The sequence below is a fragment of the Streptomyces sp. NPDC104309 genome (assembly GCF_055584025.1).
In genome coordinates this window covers 16,602-31,675 of sequence record NZ_JBVJMV010000037.1, presented here as the reverse complement: position 1 = coordinate 31,675, position 15,074 = coordinate 16,602, and the positions used below count along the sequence as shown (strand labels likewise).

15 protein-coding genes are annotated in these 15,074 nt (G+C 69.7%); 10 read left to right on the top strand and 5 right to left on the bottom strand.

Going from position 1 to position 15,074, the window contains the following annotated elements; all coding sequences use genetic code 11:
- Positions 1-60 precede the first annotated feature (60 nt).
- Together ACZ68L_RS35665 and ACZ68L_RS35660 are read right to left on the bottom strand one after the other, a co-directional pair.
- Positions 61-282, bottom strand: coding sequence for a DUF397 domain-containing protein (locus ACZ68L_RS35665; protein WP_469585772.1), 222 nt, complete (start codon positions 280-282; stop codon positions 61-63).
- Positions 279-1,148 carry a helix-turn-helix domain-containing protein gene (locus ACZ68L_RS35660; protein WP_469585768.1) on the bottom strand — a complete coding sequence of 290 codons (870 nt, stop codon included), beginning with the start codon at positions 1,146-1,148 and terminating at the stop codon, positions 279-281. Before ACZ68L_RS35660 ends, ACZ68L_RS35665 begins: the two co-directional genes overlap by 4 nt.
- A 200-nt stretch (positions 1,149-1,348) precedes the next feature.
- Here ACZ68L_RS35660 and ACZ68L_RS35655 point away from each other — a divergent pair, with 200 nt between their 5' ends.
- From ACZ68L_RS35655 to ACZ68L_RS35640, 4 genes are all read left to right on the top strand, one after another.
- The gene (locus ACZ68L_RS35655) at positions 1,349-2,155 is read left to right on the top strand and encodes an ATP-binding protein (RefSeq protein WP_469585765.1); all 807 of its coding nucleotides are present in this window, start codon (positions 1,349-1,351) and stop codon (positions 2,153-2,155) included.
- A gap of 107 nt (positions 2,156-2,262) precedes the next feature.
- Positions 2,263-3,180 (top strand): radical SAM/SPASM domain-containing protein, encoded by a 918-nt coding sequence (locus ACZ68L_RS35650; protein WP_469585761.1) that lies wholly within the window; start codon positions 2,263-2,265, stop codon positions 3,178-3,180.
- Positions 3,177-4,217 carry a mevalonate kinase family protein gene (locus tag ACZ68L_RS35645; RefSeq protein WP_469585758.1) on the top strand — a complete coding sequence of 347 codons (1,041 nt, stop codon included), beginning with the start codon at positions 3,177-3,179 and terminating at the stop codon, positions 4,215-4,217. Before ACZ68L_RS35650 ends, ACZ68L_RS35645 begins: the two co-directional genes overlap by 4 nt.
- A gap of 76 nt (positions 4,218-4,293) precedes the next feature.
- Entirely contained in the window at positions 4,294-5,646 is a 1,353-nt protein-coding gene (locus ACZ68L_RS35640) for a phosphomannomutase/phosphoglucomutase (protein ID WP_469585755.1), read from the top strand.
- A gap of 5 nt (positions 5,647-5,651) precedes the next feature.
- On the opposite strand, the gene ACZ68L_RS35635 is transcribed toward ACZ68L_RS35640, so the two are convergent.
- Both ACZ68L_RS35635 and ACZ68L_RS35630 read right to left on the bottom strand, forming a co-directional pair.
- Positions 5,652-5,891, bottom strand: coding sequence for a hypothetical protein (locus tag ACZ68L_RS35635; protein WP_469585753.1), 240 nt, complete (start codon positions 5,889-5,891; stop codon positions 5,652-5,654).
- A 1,071-nt stretch (positions 5,892-6,962) separates the two neighbouring features.
- Entirely contained in the window at positions 6,963-7,358 is a 396-nt protein-coding gene (locus ACZ68L_RS35630) for a hypothetical protein (protein WP_469585749.1), read from the bottom strand.
- Between the two features lie 310 nt (positions 7,359-7,668).
- On the opposite strand from ACZ68L_RS35630, the gene ACZ68L_RS35625 reads away from it, so the two are divergent.
- Together ACZ68L_RS35625 and ACZ68L_RS35620 are read left to right on the top strand one after the other, a co-directional pair.
- Positions 7,669-8,115 (top strand): hypothetical protein, encoded by a 447-nt coding sequence (locus ACZ68L_RS35625; protein WP_469585744.1) that lies wholly within the window; start codon positions 7,669-7,671, stop codon positions 8,113-8,115.
- Positions 8,116-8,345: 230 nt separating this feature from the next.
- Positions 8,346-9,059: a transposase family protein gene (locus ACZ68L_RS35620; protein WP_469585742.1), complete on the top strand. Its 714-nt coding sequence runs from the start codon at positions 8,346-8,348 to the stop codon at positions 9,057-9,059.
- 121 nt (positions 9,060-9,180) lie between these two features.
- Here the strand turns inward: ACZ68L_RS35620 and ACZ68L_RS35615 are convergent, their stop codons facing one another.
- Positions 9,181-9,549: a VOC family protein gene (locus ACZ68L_RS35615; RefSeq protein ID WP_469585738.1), complete on the bottom strand. Its 369-nt coding sequence runs from the start codon at positions 9,547-9,549 to the stop codon at positions 9,181-9,183.
- 747 nt (positions 9,550-10,296) lie between these two features.
- Between ACZ68L_RS35615 and ACZ68L_RS35610 the strand changes: the two genes are divergently transcribed.
- From ACZ68L_RS35610 to ACZ68L_RS35595, 4 genes are all read left to right on the top strand, one after another.
- On the top strand, positions 10,297-11,106 hold the full coding sequence (locus ACZ68L_RS35610; protein ID WP_469585735.1) for a hypothetical protein: 810 nt from the start codon (positions 10,297-10,299) through the stop codon (positions 11,104-11,106).
- Between the two features lie 81 nt (positions 11,107-11,187).
- The gene (locus ACZ68L_RS35605; RefSeq protein ID WP_469585732.1) at positions 11,188-12,438 is read left to right on the top strand and encodes a helix-turn-helix domain-containing protein; all 1,251 of its coding nucleotides are present in this window, start codon (positions 11,188-11,190) and stop codon (positions 12,436-12,438) included.
- A gap of 227 nt (positions 12,439-12,665) precedes the next feature.
- Entirely contained in the window at positions 12,666-13,778 is a 1,113-nt protein-coding gene (locus tag ACZ68L_RS35600) for an archaeosine biosynthesis radical SAM protein RaSEA (protein WP_469585729.1), read from the top strand.
- Positions 13,771-15,072, top strand: a complete 1,302-nt coding sequence (locus tag ACZ68L_RS35595) for a cytochrome P450 (RefSeq protein ID WP_469585726.1) — start codon at positions 13,771-13,773, stop codon at positions 15,070-15,072. The genes ACZ68L_RS35600 and ACZ68L_RS35595 overlap by 8 nt, the downstream gene beginning before the upstream one ends.
- The last annotated feature ends 2 nt before the right edge of the window (positions 15,073-15,074 follow it).

Below are 15,074 nucleotides of genomic sequence, written 5' to 3'. Positions count from 1 at the left end.
TCGGCGGCCGTCTTCCCCCGTTATGGGCAGGGGAAGCCAGCCGCCGTCGCATCTTGGGGGTTAGAGCTCGCCGGCGAGGATGCCCTGCTTGGCGGCGGCCCATTCTGCGGCGGTGAAGCACAGGGCGGGGCGTTCGGGGTTCTTGGAGTCGCGGATGGCCCGGCCTCCACCGGGCAGGTTGGTGACCTCCATGCACTCGTTCTCACCGGCGCTCGCTGAGGCCTTGCGCCAGGTGGCGCCGGAGAGGTCGTAGGTGTAGAGGTCGGCCTTCGGAGCGTTCACGTGCGGGTTCCTTCTTCCATTTGAGCAATCAGTGCGAGCGAGTCGTCCGTCGACAGGGCGGCTGCGACGATTCGCTCGAAGGCGCCGGCGTAGGTCTTGACGCCGTCGGCGTCCTCAACGTAGGACGCGCCGAGCAGGTTCTCCAAGAGAACGACGTCAGGGACGGGGCCAGGGAAGCCGATCAGGGTGAATGCGCCGGCTCCGCCGGGGTGCGGGGTGGCGTTGAGCGGCATGACCTGGATGGTCACGTTGGGCATCTCTGCAACATCGCGCAGGCGTTGGAGCTGTTCGCGCATGGTGGCCGGCCGGACGGCGAAGCGCTGGTGGAGCACGGCTTCGTGGATGACGGCCCACAGTTGCAGCGGGCGCTCTGGGCGGCTGAGGACGGCCTGGCGGGCATGCCTGACCTCGGCAAGAGCAGTGACTTCTTCGGGAGTTCGGCTGGTGGCGTGGGCGGCGATGGTCTCGCGGGCATAGGCGGCGCTCTGCAGCAGGCCGGGGATGAGGCCAGGCGCGTAGAAGCGGATGCTCTCGGCGTCGGCTTCCAGGGAGATGTAGTCAGCGTAGGCCGGAGCCAGGACCCCGCTGTAGGTCTGCCACCAGCCGCGCTTGCCCGCGTCCTTGGCCAGGCTCTCCAGTGCGGTGAAGACGTCCGGGTCGCTGACGCCGTAGGTCTTGAGCAGTTCGGCGACCTCGGCTGGTCGGATCGACTGGGTGGCGTTCTCGATCTTCGACATCTTCGGGGCCTTCCAGCCCATTCCTTCGGCCGCGTCGTCGAGCGTGAGGCCGGCCTTGTTGCGCAGGCGCCGCAGTGCCTTGCCGAGTTGGCGGCGCCGGACGGTTGGAGCCAGAGGCGAGTTCGACATATGGGAAGTCTGGCACTGACCCGGTGCGCAAGACGAGGGTTCGCTACCCACCGCTTCACTCATTCAGGTAGAAACCTTGCGCCCATGACGGGAATGGGTCCATCCTCTGTGGAAAGGCGCTAACTAGCAGTCAGCTTATTTCTGTTCAGCGCTACTTGATCCGATGCTGCGCGGACGCGAGCCCGCAGATAGGAGGTGCCATGCTCACGGCGGCGGACCCGGCGGCGACTGAGGCCGGGTTCTATCTCCAGGTCAGGCACTCCGGGTTCACGGCGCACATGAACGCCTGCCAGAGGAACCTGCGCCGGGTGCGGGAGTTGACGGACAAGACGCTGAGCGGAGCCGGGGTCGATCCCGGCGTCGTGGACAGCGCCCAGCTGGTGGTGTCCGAGCTCGTGGGCAACTCGGTCCGGGCCTGTGGGGACTTCGTCCCGCTGGTGGTGGAGGCCGAGGCCGGCCCGCAGGGAGTGCACGTCAACTGCCACGACCCCGAGCCGCAGCGCCGACCTCGCCGCTCTGGCCTCGCCCCCGACAACGGCGAGGCGGAGAAGGGCAGGGGCCTGTTCCTGCTCGACTGCCTCGCCCCGGGCTGGCACGTCACCCCGACACCGACCGGCAAGCAGATTCGCTGCTGCCTGCCCTACCCAGGAGGAACCGTGTCCGAGCCGAACCGGGGCGACCTGCCGTTCAGCATCGCCTTCGACGCCCAGAGCCGGCAGCTCATGGTGACCACGACCTATGGCCAGCCGCCCGGGCAGACCATGCGACGCAAGGCCCTGACCTCCCTGGAGGAGGTCGCCGTGGCCATCGCCGACCACAGCTGCGAGGCCCATCTCCAGGCGTCCTTGGCCCACGCCCTGGTGGACGCGGCCGTCCTGAAGCTGGGAGCCGACCCGGTCCGCCTGCGGGATGCCGTCCGGTCCCTGTGCGACCCAAACAACACCGTCCCGGTCGGCGACCTCCTGCGCGGGGCCTCGGCGCCCGGGCCGACCCCGAGCACGCGCTGACCGGCCCCGACAGCACTAGCCCGGGCCGGTCGTACCGAAGGTGTCTCGCGGCCTGGCCTAGTGGGTCCCAAACTCCAGCACGATCCGCTCATATGGGGAGGACAGCTGTGACCGAACAGAACATCCCGACCGGCGCGTTACTGCCGGTGGTACCGCCGCAGGCCCGGCCCGTGCCGCTGGCCCGTCCGCTGGCGAGCGTGAAGTACGTGGAGGTGGAGACCTCCAAGTACTGCAACCGCACCTGCGACTGGTGCCCCAACGGGCACACCGACGCTCGCCGCAGCCAGGAGCTGATGGACTGGCAGGTCTTCACGAAGATCACTGCCGAGCTCGGCGAGGCCGGCTTCGCCGGGTTCTTCGCCTTCCACAACTACAACGAGCCGCTGGCCAACCCCCGCCTGGCCAAGGAGATCGCCCGGGTGCTGGCCGACGTGCCCGGCGCGAAGCCCGCGATCTACACCAACGGCGACCTGTTCGACCGCAACGTCCTGGAGCTGATGGCCAAGGACGGCGTGAAGTACGTGCGCGTCACCCGCTACCCGCACCGGGCCACCACCCTGCCGACCTACGACGACCTGCGGCACTACCTGGCACTGAAGAAGCTGCTGGACATCCGGTTCGACTGGACGTTCTCCGAGGTCCGCCAGGGCCTGTCCGCGTCCTGGACCGACGCGGACAGCGGCATGCACGTCGAAATCATCCGTCCGGCGATCGGCACCTACAACGACCGGGGCGGCACCGCGGCGGTTCTGCAGGCCGGCCGACAGCGGACGGCGCCGTGCCAGATGACCGCCACCTCGCTGAGCGTGACCTACCGGGGCGAGCTGAAGATGTGCTGCAACGTGGTCCCGGAGGGCGCCCAGCACCGGGAGTACGTCGTAGGAAACGTGCGCGACGCGAGCCTGGCCGAGCTGTTCCACAGCGGTGTGATGGCCGACTGGCGGGCCCGGCACGCGCTCGCGGACTGGTCGGCCTCCCCGGCCTGCCGCACCTGCGTCCAGGTCCTGCCGGAGACCCGGCGGTGACCGCCGTGGCGCCCTCCAGGGTGGTGACGGCCTCCGCGCCGGGGCGGCTGTGCCTGGCAGGCGAGTCGCTGGACTGGATGACCGGCGGCTCCTCCGTCGTCGCGGCCGTCCCGCTTCGCACCAGGGTCACCGCCTGGCGAGCCGCAGGCGAGAGCCTGGCCCTGGCCTCGGGCTCGCCCCTGGACCGCAGCCGCCTGCTGCCCGCCCAGCGGGCCGCCGAGCGGCATTACGACGGCGACGTGCTCGACCACCTGCAGGCCGCCGCCCGGGTCACCCTGCGAGACGCCAGCCGGATCGCCGGGACCGTGCTCACCGCCACCACGGACCTGCCGGTCTCGGCCGGGCTGTCCTCCAGCGCCGCCCTGACCCTGGCGGCCGTGGCCGCGCTGGACGGCCTGAGCGGGGCCGCGCTCGACCTGGACGCGGCCTGCCGCCTCGCCCGGGCCGCCGAGACCGGCGAACTCGGATCGGGGGCTGGGTGGATGGACTTCCTGGCCTGCGCGCACGGCGGCGTCAACCGCGTGGACGCCGGCCAGGTCCCCGCCGCCCGGCGCCTGGCCCCAACCCTCGGCGTCCCCGTGGTCCTGATCGATACCCGCAAGCGACGCACCACCAAGACTGTGCTGGCCTCCAAGCGTGACCGCTACCAGGCCGGGGAGGCGGACATGCTCGTCTATGTCCGCGAGGCCCCGCTGCTGGTCGACGCGCTCACCAACGCGCTCACCGCCCAGAGTGTGGACCTGCGGGAGGTCGGAAGGCTCGTCAGCGCCTACCACGGCCTGCTGCGGGACAGGGTGCACTGCTCGACCGGGCTGATCGACGCATGCGCGCAACGGGTCGTCACGGCAGGCGCGTTCGGTGCCAAGCTCAGCGGCTCCGGGCACGGCGGCTGCCTGTTCGCCCTGGTCCCGGACGACGCCGTGGCCCCGGTCCTCCAGGCCCTGGCCGACCTACCGGTGACCGCGCTCGTGCTGCCCGCCGGCGAGCCCAACGGGCTGACCACCAACGGGCCCACCGCCCGCCTGAACCTCACATGACCGCATGTGTGGCCGACCATGCACCGTCGGTAACCTCCTCTCAAGGCCCCGCAACCGCAGAACCGGAAGGCAGGTAATGCCCGACTACTCCCGCCTCGTGAAGGCGTACGACATCCGCGGCGAGGTCCCCTCGCAGCTGAACTCCTACCTCGTCACCAGGGTCGGAGCGCTGTTCATCCGCCTCACCGGGGCGGAGCGGATCGTCATCGCCCGCGACATGCGCTCCACCTCCCCCGAGCTGGCCGAGGCGTTCGCGGCCGGGGCCACCAGCGCCGGGGCCGACGTCATCGACGCCGGGCTCGGCTCCACCGACTACCTGTACTACTGCTCGGGCAGCCTGGACCTGCCCGGCGTGATGATCACCGCCAGCCACAACCCCGTCCGCGACAACGGCATCAAGCTCTGCCGCGCCGGAGCCGCCCCGATCGGCGAGGACACCGGCCTGGCCCAGATCCGCACCTGGCTGGAGAACGACGACATCCCCGCCCCGGCGACCACCGCCGGCACCCTCACCCAGCGCGAGATGCTCGCCGACTACGCGGCCCACCTCAACGCGCTGGTCGACCTGTCGGGTATCCGCCGCCTGAAGGTCGTCGCGGACGCCGGCAACGGCATGGCCGGACACACCGTCCCGGCCGTCCTGGCGGGCCTGCCGACCGAGCTGGTTCCGCTGTACTTCGAGCTGGACGGCACCTTCCCCAACCACGAGGCCAACCCCCTGGAGCCGAAGAACCTCCTCGACCTCCAGGCCCTGGTCAAGAAGTCCGGCGCGGACATCGGACTTGCCTTCGACGGCGACGCCGACCGGTGCTTCTTCATCGACGAGAAGGGCCAGGCCGTCTCCCCCTCGGCGATCGTCGGCCTGGTTGCCGCCCGCGAGCTGGCCAAGGACCCCGGCTCGGCGGTCATCCACAACGTCATCACCTCCGCTGCCGCCGTGGAGATCATCCGCGAGCACGGCGGCACCCCTGTCCGCTCCCGCGTCGGGCACTCCTTCATGAAGGCCCTGATGGCCGAGCACAACGCGGTCTTCGGTGGCGAGCACTCTGGCCACTACTACTTCCGCGACTTCTGGCGGGCCGACACCGGCATGCTCACCGCCCTGCACGTCCTGGCCGCCCTCGGCGAGCAGGACGAGTACACCCTGTCCGAGCTGGTCGCCGGGTATTCCCGCTACGTGGCCTCTGGCGAGATCAACTCCGAGGTCGCCGACGTACCCGGCACCCTCAACGAGGTCGAGGCCGCCTACCGGCACTTCGACCACGTCACCACGGACCGCCTGGACGGCCTCACCGTCGACCTCGGCGACGGCCGCTGGTTCAACCTCCGCCCCTCCAACACCGAACCGCTGCTGCGGCTCAACGTCGAAGCCCCCAACGAGGCCACCATGGCGACGCTGCGGGACGAGGTCCTCGCCCTCATCCGCTGAGCCCATCAACTGCACGAGCCGATGACCGGCACCCCACCCTTGCGGGGAAGCGAACTGACATTGCCGCCCGAGGAGACTTGCTCCCGCAGCCGCTCGATCTCGTCATGCTGGGCGGCCAGCCGCGAGATCGCCAGCGTCCTGAACTCGACCAGCATCGCGAGCTGTTCGTCTCGATCGGCAACGCGTGCCTTGAGCTTGGCGTTCTCCTCCTTGAGCCGCTCGATCTGAGCGACGCGCGGATCCACGACCTGACCGGCGGCCTGCAGGACACGAAGCCGTCCTTCGAACTCCTACGCCAGGTGCTGGTAGGGACCGGGCATGCATGTTCACCCTCTCCCACCACACCGCCTGACGGCCGGTCACGACGACGGCCGTAGCGTCGTCCTGCACCAGATCACCGCACATCAGGGGCGTTACCGAGTGCGGGACGGACACCGGTCCTTGCAGGCGGCGGATCTGGGCTGTCCTCACCCTCTGAACTCGGAGCCGGAGCCGCGGCAGCCACCATAGGGTGAACTTTGCTGTGCGGGCAGACTTCTACCCGTCCAGGTTCTACCCTCCGGGCATGGCATCACGCATCGGCCGCGGCGGCCAGAGGGGCCAGACCCATACCGCCACCCCGAGACTGCGTTCCTTCGATGTACCGCCGGCCTCTGCGGTGACCGTGACCCGCGCGGACGGAACACAGGAAGTCCAAGCAGCTCGCAGCCCCAAGGCCACGCCGCGGCCCACTCGACGCTCTCGCCGGACCGGCCCGCTGATCTGCGCGTGGCATGGTGGCCCTATCCAGGGCGCGCCGAAGCAGAGCAAGGACCCGGGCTCGCGTGGCAAGCCCGCTCATGCAGCTGGCCAGTGCGACACCACGCCTCCGAAACGGCCAACGAGGCCGGACCCGGCGTCCACGCTTCCGCGTTCCCGGGGCGGGGCTCGCGCACCGTTCAAGAGCGCCAACGCCCAGGCAGTACCCACTGGGGAGTGGATGAAAGTGACCTGTCCCAAGTGCGGAGTCCGCCCAGGAGCGAAGTGTGTGATCCGCAAGGGCAAAACTGTGCGTGACGGCAACGGCACCACCCCAGGACCGTGCTCGGCCTCCAACAGGCGTTCCATCCGGCGCCGCAGCACCTGTGCGGAGGCCGTGAGATCAGCGCCCGAATCCCGTCTCTCAGCGAGCATTACCTGCGTCGCGGGCGACTGGATCCGGGTAGTTGGGGGCTCCTCAAGCCGCTGGAGCCCGAGAATGCTCGCATTGGTCATTGTCCGGTGTCCACGGGGTGCAGAGTGGGTGTCGGTGCGGCGCCGCGCACTCGTCGGGTGCGTCAGAGGGACGTCTCGGGCACTGCTTGGGTCAGCGGTGCGAGGTCTCCGTAGAGGGCAGCATGGAGTGCGGCGGCGAGTTCACGGGCTCGTGGCTCGGTTTGCACGTCATGCAACACAAGGTAGACCGGGCCGGCTGACGAGTCGGGGCGGATTTCGCGGGAACTGATCAGGCGGATGACCGCGGCGCGGATCGCGTCGTACGTGCTGTCGTCAACGGTGTGGTGTGGGACGGCGGTGAGCGCGTCGGCCTTCACTGTCCACCGTTTTCCCTGCTCCTCAATGGCGATGAACACCGTGTGCTGCTGTTTGGCCTGTCGGTATGCGGCGTTGAAGGTGCCGACGGACGTGGCGTCGGGGATCAGGGCGGCGGGGCACGGGGCGGGCAGCGGCTGCATGGAGGGCATCGTTTCAGAAGCGGTAAGGGCGGTGCGGGTGTCCTGCGCCGTCGCCTTCGTGTCGGAGGTGCCGGGGCGTCCCCACCCGAGAACCACAGCTCGTCTCTACATCCGACGCTTGCCGAGATGGCTGGAGGAATGGTGAGTCAAAGCGCTCGTGTTCAGTGTGTCCACGCCGTCGAGTACGCGAACCGGTCGCGGGCGGGGCGGTCGTAGAGGAGGTCGGCTGTCCCGCTGATGTGAGTTCGCTGCGGGTCATGTCGTCGGCCAGGGCTACGTGGGTCTTCCGCTGGCGTTACGCGCCGCCCAGATGGGCCACCGTGTGGTGGGTCTGGACTCCGACGTGCGGCGCGCCGAGGCTCTGGCGTGCGGGAGTTCGCCGGTCGAGGACATCACCGCGGCGCAGTTGGGCCCGCTGCTGCGGGACGGCACCTACCGCCCCACGGCAACGCCTGAGCCTGACGACGCGGCGGGGTTCGACGTGGCGGTGATCGCAGTGCCGACGCCGCTGCGCGAGGGCGTCCCCGATCTGTCGTCTGTGATCGCGGCCGGCTGGAGGATGCCATCCACTGGGGAGAGCACCGGGAGAACTGGAACTACCAGTGGTCCCTGGCCTGCCTCCTGCACGGCGGCGCAGCGATCGTCCCCGCCGTCAACCTCGTCTCCAACCTCGGCTTCCGGCCCGACGCCACCCACACCACCAATTCCGACGACAGCGAAGCCGACCTGCCTGCGACCGTTCTGCCCACTCCGCTGACTCATCCCACTACTCCCGACATCGACACCGCCCAAGACCGCCTGTACCGCCAGCGTTTCCTGCTCCCCCTGCCCACCCCACGCCCCGAGCACCCCGGGCACATGAACCAGCTGGAATAGCCGCCCCCAGCGCAATCGACCCTCTCTGCGACGGGCGCGCCGGGGCGGCCACCAGAAGCGGTGCATTCCCGCGCCAATCCGACCAGCCCCCGGCCGGCCCGCGCTACGCTCGTGCCCACCCCGACCACCAAGGAGCCCGTACCCACGAGCACTGTCAACCACCTCGCCGGCTTGCTGCGGCGTCACCTGAAATCGATAGGTTCGCGCTGGCGGTCGCTGCCGCCGGGGAAGATCGCGGTGATCGTCCTGGCCGTGCTCCGCCACGATCAGCGCCTGGCCGACTTGGCCGGCGGCAACAACATCGCCGAGTCCACCGTCCGCCGCTGGCGCGACGAGATGATCCACCTGCTTGCCGCCCGCGCTCCGCGCCTGGACCGGGCCCTGAAGAAGATCGCGAAGCGGGGCGGGGAAGTCGTCCTGGTCGACGGCACCCTCATCGCCACCCAGCGCCGCACCGGCCGCGACAACCGAAAACACTTTTCCGGCAAGCACCACCGTCATGGCCTGCACTTCCTCGCCCTGACCGACGAGAGGGGCCGCCTGATCTGGATCTCCGCCGCGCGGCCCGGCCGCACCCACGACGCCACCGCCGCCCGCCACGACCATCTCGTCGAACATCTCAAGGCGGCCGGCCTCGGTGCGCTCGCCGACCTGGGCTTCCTCGGCGTGGACAAGCCCGACGACCCCGATGACCTGGTCATCGTGACCGGTTTCAAGGCCACCCGCTACCGCAAGCTCACCCCCGGGCAGAAGACGGCGAACCGGGTTCTGGCCGCCGGACGCCCACCTGAAGAACTGGCGGATCCTTACCAAGCTCCGCACTGACGCCGCCCGCGCCACCCACCTGCTTCGCGCGCTGCTCGTACTGACGAACATCGAGGCCACTACAGGAATTTGATCTCTACCGCAGGCGTCCCGCGACCAGCACAAGCATTTCGGAGCAGCGTCACTGAGCCGGGATCGGCTGGGTGAGGTTCACCGGGTTGCCGTCGGGGTCCTGGATGTGGGCGACGCGCTGTCCCCACGGCATGTCGTTGGGGCCGCCGCGGACCGAGCCGCCCAGCGCCGTCACCCGGCTGAGCGTCTCGTCGACGTCGTCGACACCGATGCTGAGCAGGATCCGCGGTGCCGCCCCGGTCCCCGGGTTCGTCTTGGACACCAGCCCGAGGTCGGTGTCGCCGATGCGCAAGCCGAGGTAGAAGGCCGGGCCTTCCGCCGGTACCCGGAAGATCTCCTCGGCGCCGAACAATTTCGTATAGAAGCCGACCAGGACGTCTTGGTCGGCAGTGATGATCACTGGCTGGATGGTGGACATGGCACTCCTGTCGAGAACGGTCGTGTCGCTGGGTAGACCGTTCGAGGACGGTGAACTCATCGGCAAAACCACCCGGCCGGACGATCTACACCCCGGACTGCCGCCCACGACCAGCACGAGCGCCCCGAAACGGGGTCACGCCACCCCTGCTGACCAGCCACTTCAAGATGGCGCAGCCACTGTGTTTCGGATGATCTCGTCAACTCGTGGAATCCCCCGAGGATCGGCGCCCTGAGTCTCACCAGAGGGGCGAGCTCGTTTTGGTGACGACACTCAGTAGCAGGCTCTTCAGGACGGACGTGACGGTCAGGCTGACAACGGGCGCTGATGCTTCGACCTGGCATATTCGTTCTGGCTGGTTTCCTGTGGCTACTGTGTCGCTGCGACACCCACGTGGTCCAGTTGAAGGACCAGAGCACCCCACGGCCCTTGCCGAACGACTTGAGCACGGAGCGCCCCTGTGGCCATGCGAGCACCCTGGTGACGGCGGAAGTGAATGGCAAAGGCCCCTCCCCGATCGGGGGACGCGTCGCTGAGTGGCGAATACGCCGTGGCCTCTCGGTGGCCGATCTGGCATCACATCCCGGCCTTTCCGAACAGCTGATCGCGGATCTGGAGTGCGGCCGGGACTGGATCGATCAGCATGGCATTCTGCAATCTCTGGCTGCCGGGCTCCACGTCGACGTCACGGAGCTTAGCGGCCAGCCGTACGCACCCTTCGGATCGAGGCATGCGGCAGTGCACGCGATGGCGTGGCACCTGCGCCGTCACCTCGCCCGGACCAGACCCGCTTACGGGCCCGTCGACGACTCGCACACAGAAGCCGTTCGGCGGGCGCAAGCGGCCGGTGACGATCACGAACTGGCACAGGTCCTTCTCCCCCGCCTCTCCGCCTCAGGTTCGGATGCGAACGCGCTGGAACGGACGGTCGCGGAGGTCGCCGGAGCGGGTCTGCTGCGGCGGCTGGGCTACCGGGATCTGGCCTGGAGTCTGCTTCAGCGGGCGCGCGCGGCCGGCCCGCATGAGCACGTCCTGGCGGAGGAAGTGAAACTGCTGGTGAGCATGGGGCTGCCCGATCACGCTCTGCTCCGCGCCGAGCAGTTCGCGGGCTCTTGCCCGTCCGCTGAGCTGCTGTGCGCGACCGGGTTCGCTCATGCCGTTCAGGGAAGGGACGCGACGGCGACCCGGCTCTTCGACCAAGCGGCCGACCACGTGGAGGACGATGCGGAGGCGGCGACGGTGGCAGTGTGGAGAGCCGGTGCCGCTTTGGAGTCCGGGGCGTACGACGAGCTCGTGCAGTTGCCGACGGTTCCCGATGCCCAGGTGCCGGCCGCTCGGAGGGCGGCACTGCTGCTTCTCGGGGCAGTCGGCCGGGTCCGGCTCGGTCAGACCGTGCAGGCTGCCGCACAGGTGGAAGCGGCCCTGGACACTGCTCCCCTGTTCGTGAGGCTCATCCCCCTGGCGCGCGAGCTCGCCCATGCTCTGACGGCCCGTCCCGCAACTGAGTCCGACAGCGGGTTGGTGGTACGAATCTCGGGACCGCGCACAGCGAATTGAGGCCTGCGGATTTGGGGAATGCCCGGCTTCGCCGGGCCGAGGCGGCCTAGCCTTTGATCATCTGATTCTGGGTGGGCGATCATGGACGAGGTTCAGGAACGGCGAGCCAAGACCGTCGGGACCGCGGTCCGTGCGGCGCGGCTCCAGCGCGGGATCACTCTCAAGGGTCTCGCGGAGATCACGGGGATCTCGGTGGGCCAGCTGAGCATGGTGGAGAACGGCAAACGGCTTCTGGCTAACTCGGTGATGATCGAGCAGATCGCCGCCGCCTTACGGGTGTCGCCCGCCGATCTGACGGGTCAGCCGGTGGCACCGCTGGACCCGAGTACCGGCGGCGCCCATGCGGCCGCCCCGGCCCTGAGGCTTGCGCTGATGGGGCTGACCGTGCCCGGGCAGACCGGCGAGCGGTTGCCGGGGGACCCGGTGGTTCTGCTGACCGCACGTGTCACACGGGCAAACAACCTGTACCACGCCTCCGAGTACGCAACGCTCGCCGTCGAGCTGCCAGCACTTCTGGCCGACTTGCAAGCCGCGGTGGCGGCCCACGACGGGCTCGTACGGCGGCGGCTGCTGCAGCTGCTGGCCGGCGCGTACCACCCCGCCTGCGTCCTGCTGTTGAAGAACTTGGGCTACCCGGACCTCGCCTACGTTGCCGTGACGCGCGCTGCCGAGGTGATCGCCGAACTCGAGGATCCGGTGTACGGCGCACTGTCTGACTTCTTCACCGCGCACGTCCTGATGGCCGTCGGAAGCCCCGACCAGGCCCTGGTCCGCACAGAGGCCGCTATTGACTCCTTGGAGCACCATCTGGGAGCCGGCCGGGCACCGCAGGCTTTGCTCGGCGAGCTCCACCTGCTTTCCGCGACCGCGATCGCCCGCGACAAGACCCGCACCGGCGAGGCACGTCGTGTGGACGCGGCGACCCACCTCACGGAGGCCGAGCAGCTTGCCCGGCGCACCGGCGAGACCCAGGACTGGCACCTGAACTTCGGCATCACCAACGTCGGCATCCACCGGGTGAGCCTGAACACCTCCCTGGGCCGGCACGGTGCCGCCGTTGACGCGGGCGGCCTTCTCCACCCCGACGCGATCACCGCCCCGGGGCGGCGGATGGCCTTCCACAGCGACCTGGGCAAAGCCCTTGCTCACCTGCGTGGGAAGGAAACCCGCGCCCTCCAAGAACTGCTGAGCGCCGAGGAGATCGCGCCGCAGCGGCTTCGCGTGGACCCCTTGGTCCGGGACTGCGTCGCCCACCTGCTCGGGCGTCCGCTTCCTGCCCGCAGTCTTCGTGACCTGCGCGGACTCGCCCATCGGGTAGGCCTCTCGAACTGACGCTACGCGGTGTGGGGGAGGCTTCCCGGCCAGAGCGGCCCCTGTTTCGGACGTGGGTTCACCGCAGTGAACCCAAAGTGTGAATTCGCGGCTACTTTCGGTGCCTGCCCTTCGGCGGTCATGCCCGAGCTTTCCACTCGGTACGCATCGAGGGGTGCATCGGCTGCGCCGCGCCTCCGGTCCGCGGGCAGCCCTGGACGTCCGACCGGGGATTAAGGGGGCTCCTCATGCCTGAGCACGTACTCGACGTTCCCGTGCCCGTCGACAACCTGCGGCGCCGCATCGGAGACCTGTCGCTGCGGCTGCGCACGTCGGGAATCGAGCCCAAGCCGGCGGAGCCGCGGTTCACCGACTACGACAAGATCCGGCTGCCCGACGGCGATCTGGTGGGCCGCAAGAAGGTCATCGTGATGTCGGGCGGCTGCTCGGTGCCGACGTGCACCATGTGCCCTTTCACGAACCTGAACAACTACGGCCTGGGCGCCGTCTCGGCCGAGAGTCTGCTGGCTCAGGTCCGGCAGACCCTCCAGCGGACAAACGACGAGCCGCCGTACAGGGTGCTCTCCCTCTACAACGACGGGAGCTTCTTCGCGCCCAAGGAGATCCCCCGGGACGTCCAGCTGGAAATCGCCAAGCTGGTTGCCGCAGCCGGGGTGGAGCGGCTGGTGGTGGAGTCCTTGCCGCAGTTCGTCATCGCGCCGGTGCTGGCCCCGTTCGTGGAGGCGCTGGGTGGTGTGCGGCTGGAGATCGGGATCGGGCTGCAGTCGGCGAACGTGCTGGTGCGCGAGACCCTGGTGAACACGCGGATCTCCCAGAGGTCCTTCGAGCGCGCCCTTGCCGTGATGTCCGGCCTCGGCGTCGATCCGAAGATCTACCTGATGATCAAGCCGCCGTTCCTGACCGAGGGCGAGGCGGTGACCGACGTCGTGGAGTCGGTGGACTACCTCACCGGCCTAGGTGTGCAGGGGATGACGCTGTGTCCGACCCGGGTGTCGCGCAACACGGTGGCGTGGGAGCTGTGGCGGGCCGGCCAGTACACCCCGCCGAACCTGTGGACGGTGGTGGAGGCGGTCCGCCGGGTCCATGAGCGGCTCGCGGTGCGGGTGGCGTGCGTGAACTTGCGCGGTACCGACTTCGAGTCGGTCTTCCCCGACGCCTGCCCGGTCTGTGCGGACGGCGTGGTGGACGCCCTGATGAGGTTCGGAGAGACGGGCGACGTCGCCGACCTGCCTGCGGACTGCTCGTGCCGGCCCTCGCTGGACGTGGCCGCTCTCGACCACGAGGCGATCACGGCGCGCGCCGCCCGGCAGATGGACGTGCTGGAGCGGTCCGGTGTCTGAGCCGGCCCCGGGGATCGCGGTCGGCGGGCTGCCGCCCCGGCATCCGGAGCTCGGCTTCGACGCGGATCCGCTGCGCGTTCTCCAGGAGGGCCATCGTCGGCACGGTCCCGTGTTCCGCATGCCGGTGGACGGCGTCGACACGGTGCTGGTGGGCACCTGGCCGGGGCTGGGGGACCTCTTCGGGGCCGAGAGGGGCTGCCTGGAGGTCCTCAACACCCCGCTGGTCCACGACCTGTTCGGCCAAGCCCTGTTCAACCTGACCGGTGACGGGCACGGCCAGGCCCGGCGCCTGTTACGGACTGCCCTGTCCGGGCGGGCGTTGCACGCATACGTGCCGGCTCTGCTGGAGGTGACCGGTCCGGTGGCGGCCCGGTGGGCGGAGAGCGGCGGTCTGGATCTGTACGGAGCGGCCCGGTCGGCGACGGGAGCGATGAGCGCCCGCGTCCTGCTGGGCATCGCGCCCGGTTCGGTGGAGGGTGCGGCGTTCGCCGGGTATTTCGAGCGGTTCGTGGCGGCGACGGGCGCGCCGGCCGGCCCGCGACGGCGCGCGTCCGGCCGGTACTGGAGGGGACTCGTGGCGCGGCGTCGCCTGCACGCGCTGTTCGCCCGGCAGGCCGCCGTCGTTGGTCGGGACGAGGAGGGTTCGGCGCTCGCCCGGCTGGTGCGCGCGTTCGAGGGTGCGCCCAAGTCCGCGGGGCCGCTGGAGGATCACCTTCTGGCGTTGCTGATCGCTGCCCGGGAGACCACGGCGAGTCTGGTCACCTGGTGTCTGGTCGAGCTGGCCAGCAACCGCGAGCAGGCGGTCCTCGCGGCGGCGGATGCCCGCCGGGCGTTGGCCGAGCCCGGTCTCCTTCTCGACCGGGAGGAGCTGCTGGTCCTGCGTGCGGTGCTCGCCGAGACCCTGCGGCTCCACGCGCCGAACCTGCTGTCGATGCGGGAGGCGGTCTGCCCCGTGACGCTGGGCGGCCACCAGGTTCCGGCCGGGGCGCGGGTGGCGTACTCCCCGTCGGCCGGGCACTTCGACCCCGCGGTCTTCCCCGAGCCCGGCACCTTCCGGCCGGAGAGGTTCCTCGCCGGCGAGGTCTCGGCGTCGCGGCTGTGGGCGTTCGGAGGGGGCGCGCACGCGTGCCTGGGCCGGCCCCTCGCCGAGCTGATGGCCCTGGCGATCGTGACGTCCGTCCTCGGGCAGGGGCTGCCGCACATGCCCGACGGGCCGCCCACCCGGATCCGCCACCGGCCGGCCAAAGCCCCGGTCAACCCGCTGCCGTTCGCCCTCGTCCGCCAGGAGTCCTGATC

What these genes read in the sequence shown, in the direction of transcription:
- ACZ68L_RS35605 (WP_469585732.1), top strand. Translation starts at nt 11,188, where the DNA reads ATGGACGAGGTTCAGGAACGGCGAGCCAAGACCGTCGGGACCGCGGTC.
- ACZ68L_RS35625 (WP_469585744.1), top strand. Translation starts at nt 7,669, where the DNA reads ATGGGCCACCGTGTGGTGGGTCTGGACTCCGACGTGCGGCGCGCCGAG.
- ACZ68L_RS35600 (WP_469585729.1), top strand. Translation starts at nt 12,666, where the DNA reads ATGCCTGAGCACGTACTCGACGTTCCCGTGCCCGTCGACAACCTGCGG.
- ACZ68L_RS35655 (WP_469585765.1), top strand. Translation starts at nt 1,349, where the DNA reads ATGCTCACGGCGGCGGACCCGGCGGCGACTGAGGCCGGGTTCTATCTC.
- ACZ68L_RS35610 (WP_469585735.1), top strand. Translation starts at nt 10,297, where the DNA reads ATGGCGTGGCACCTGCGCCGTCACCTCGCCCGGACCAGACCCGCTTAC.
- ACZ68L_RS35630 (WP_469585749.1), bottom strand. Translation starts at nt 7,358, where the DNA reads ATGCAGCCGCTGCCCGCCCCGTGCCCCGCCGCCCTGATCCCCGACGCC.
- ACZ68L_RS35615 (WP_469585738.1), bottom strand. Translation starts at nt 9,549, where the DNA reads ATGTCCACCATCCAGCCAGTGATCATCACTGCCGACCAAGACGTCCTG.
- ACZ68L_RS35660 (WP_469585768.1), bottom strand. Translation starts at nt 1,148, where the DNA reads ATGTCGAACTCGCCTCTGGCTCCAACCGTCCGGCGCCGCCAACTCGGC.
- ACZ68L_RS35640 (WP_469585755.1), top strand. Translation starts at nt 4,294, where the DNA reads ATGCCCGACTACTCCCGCCTCGTGAAGGCGTACGACATCCGCGGCGAG.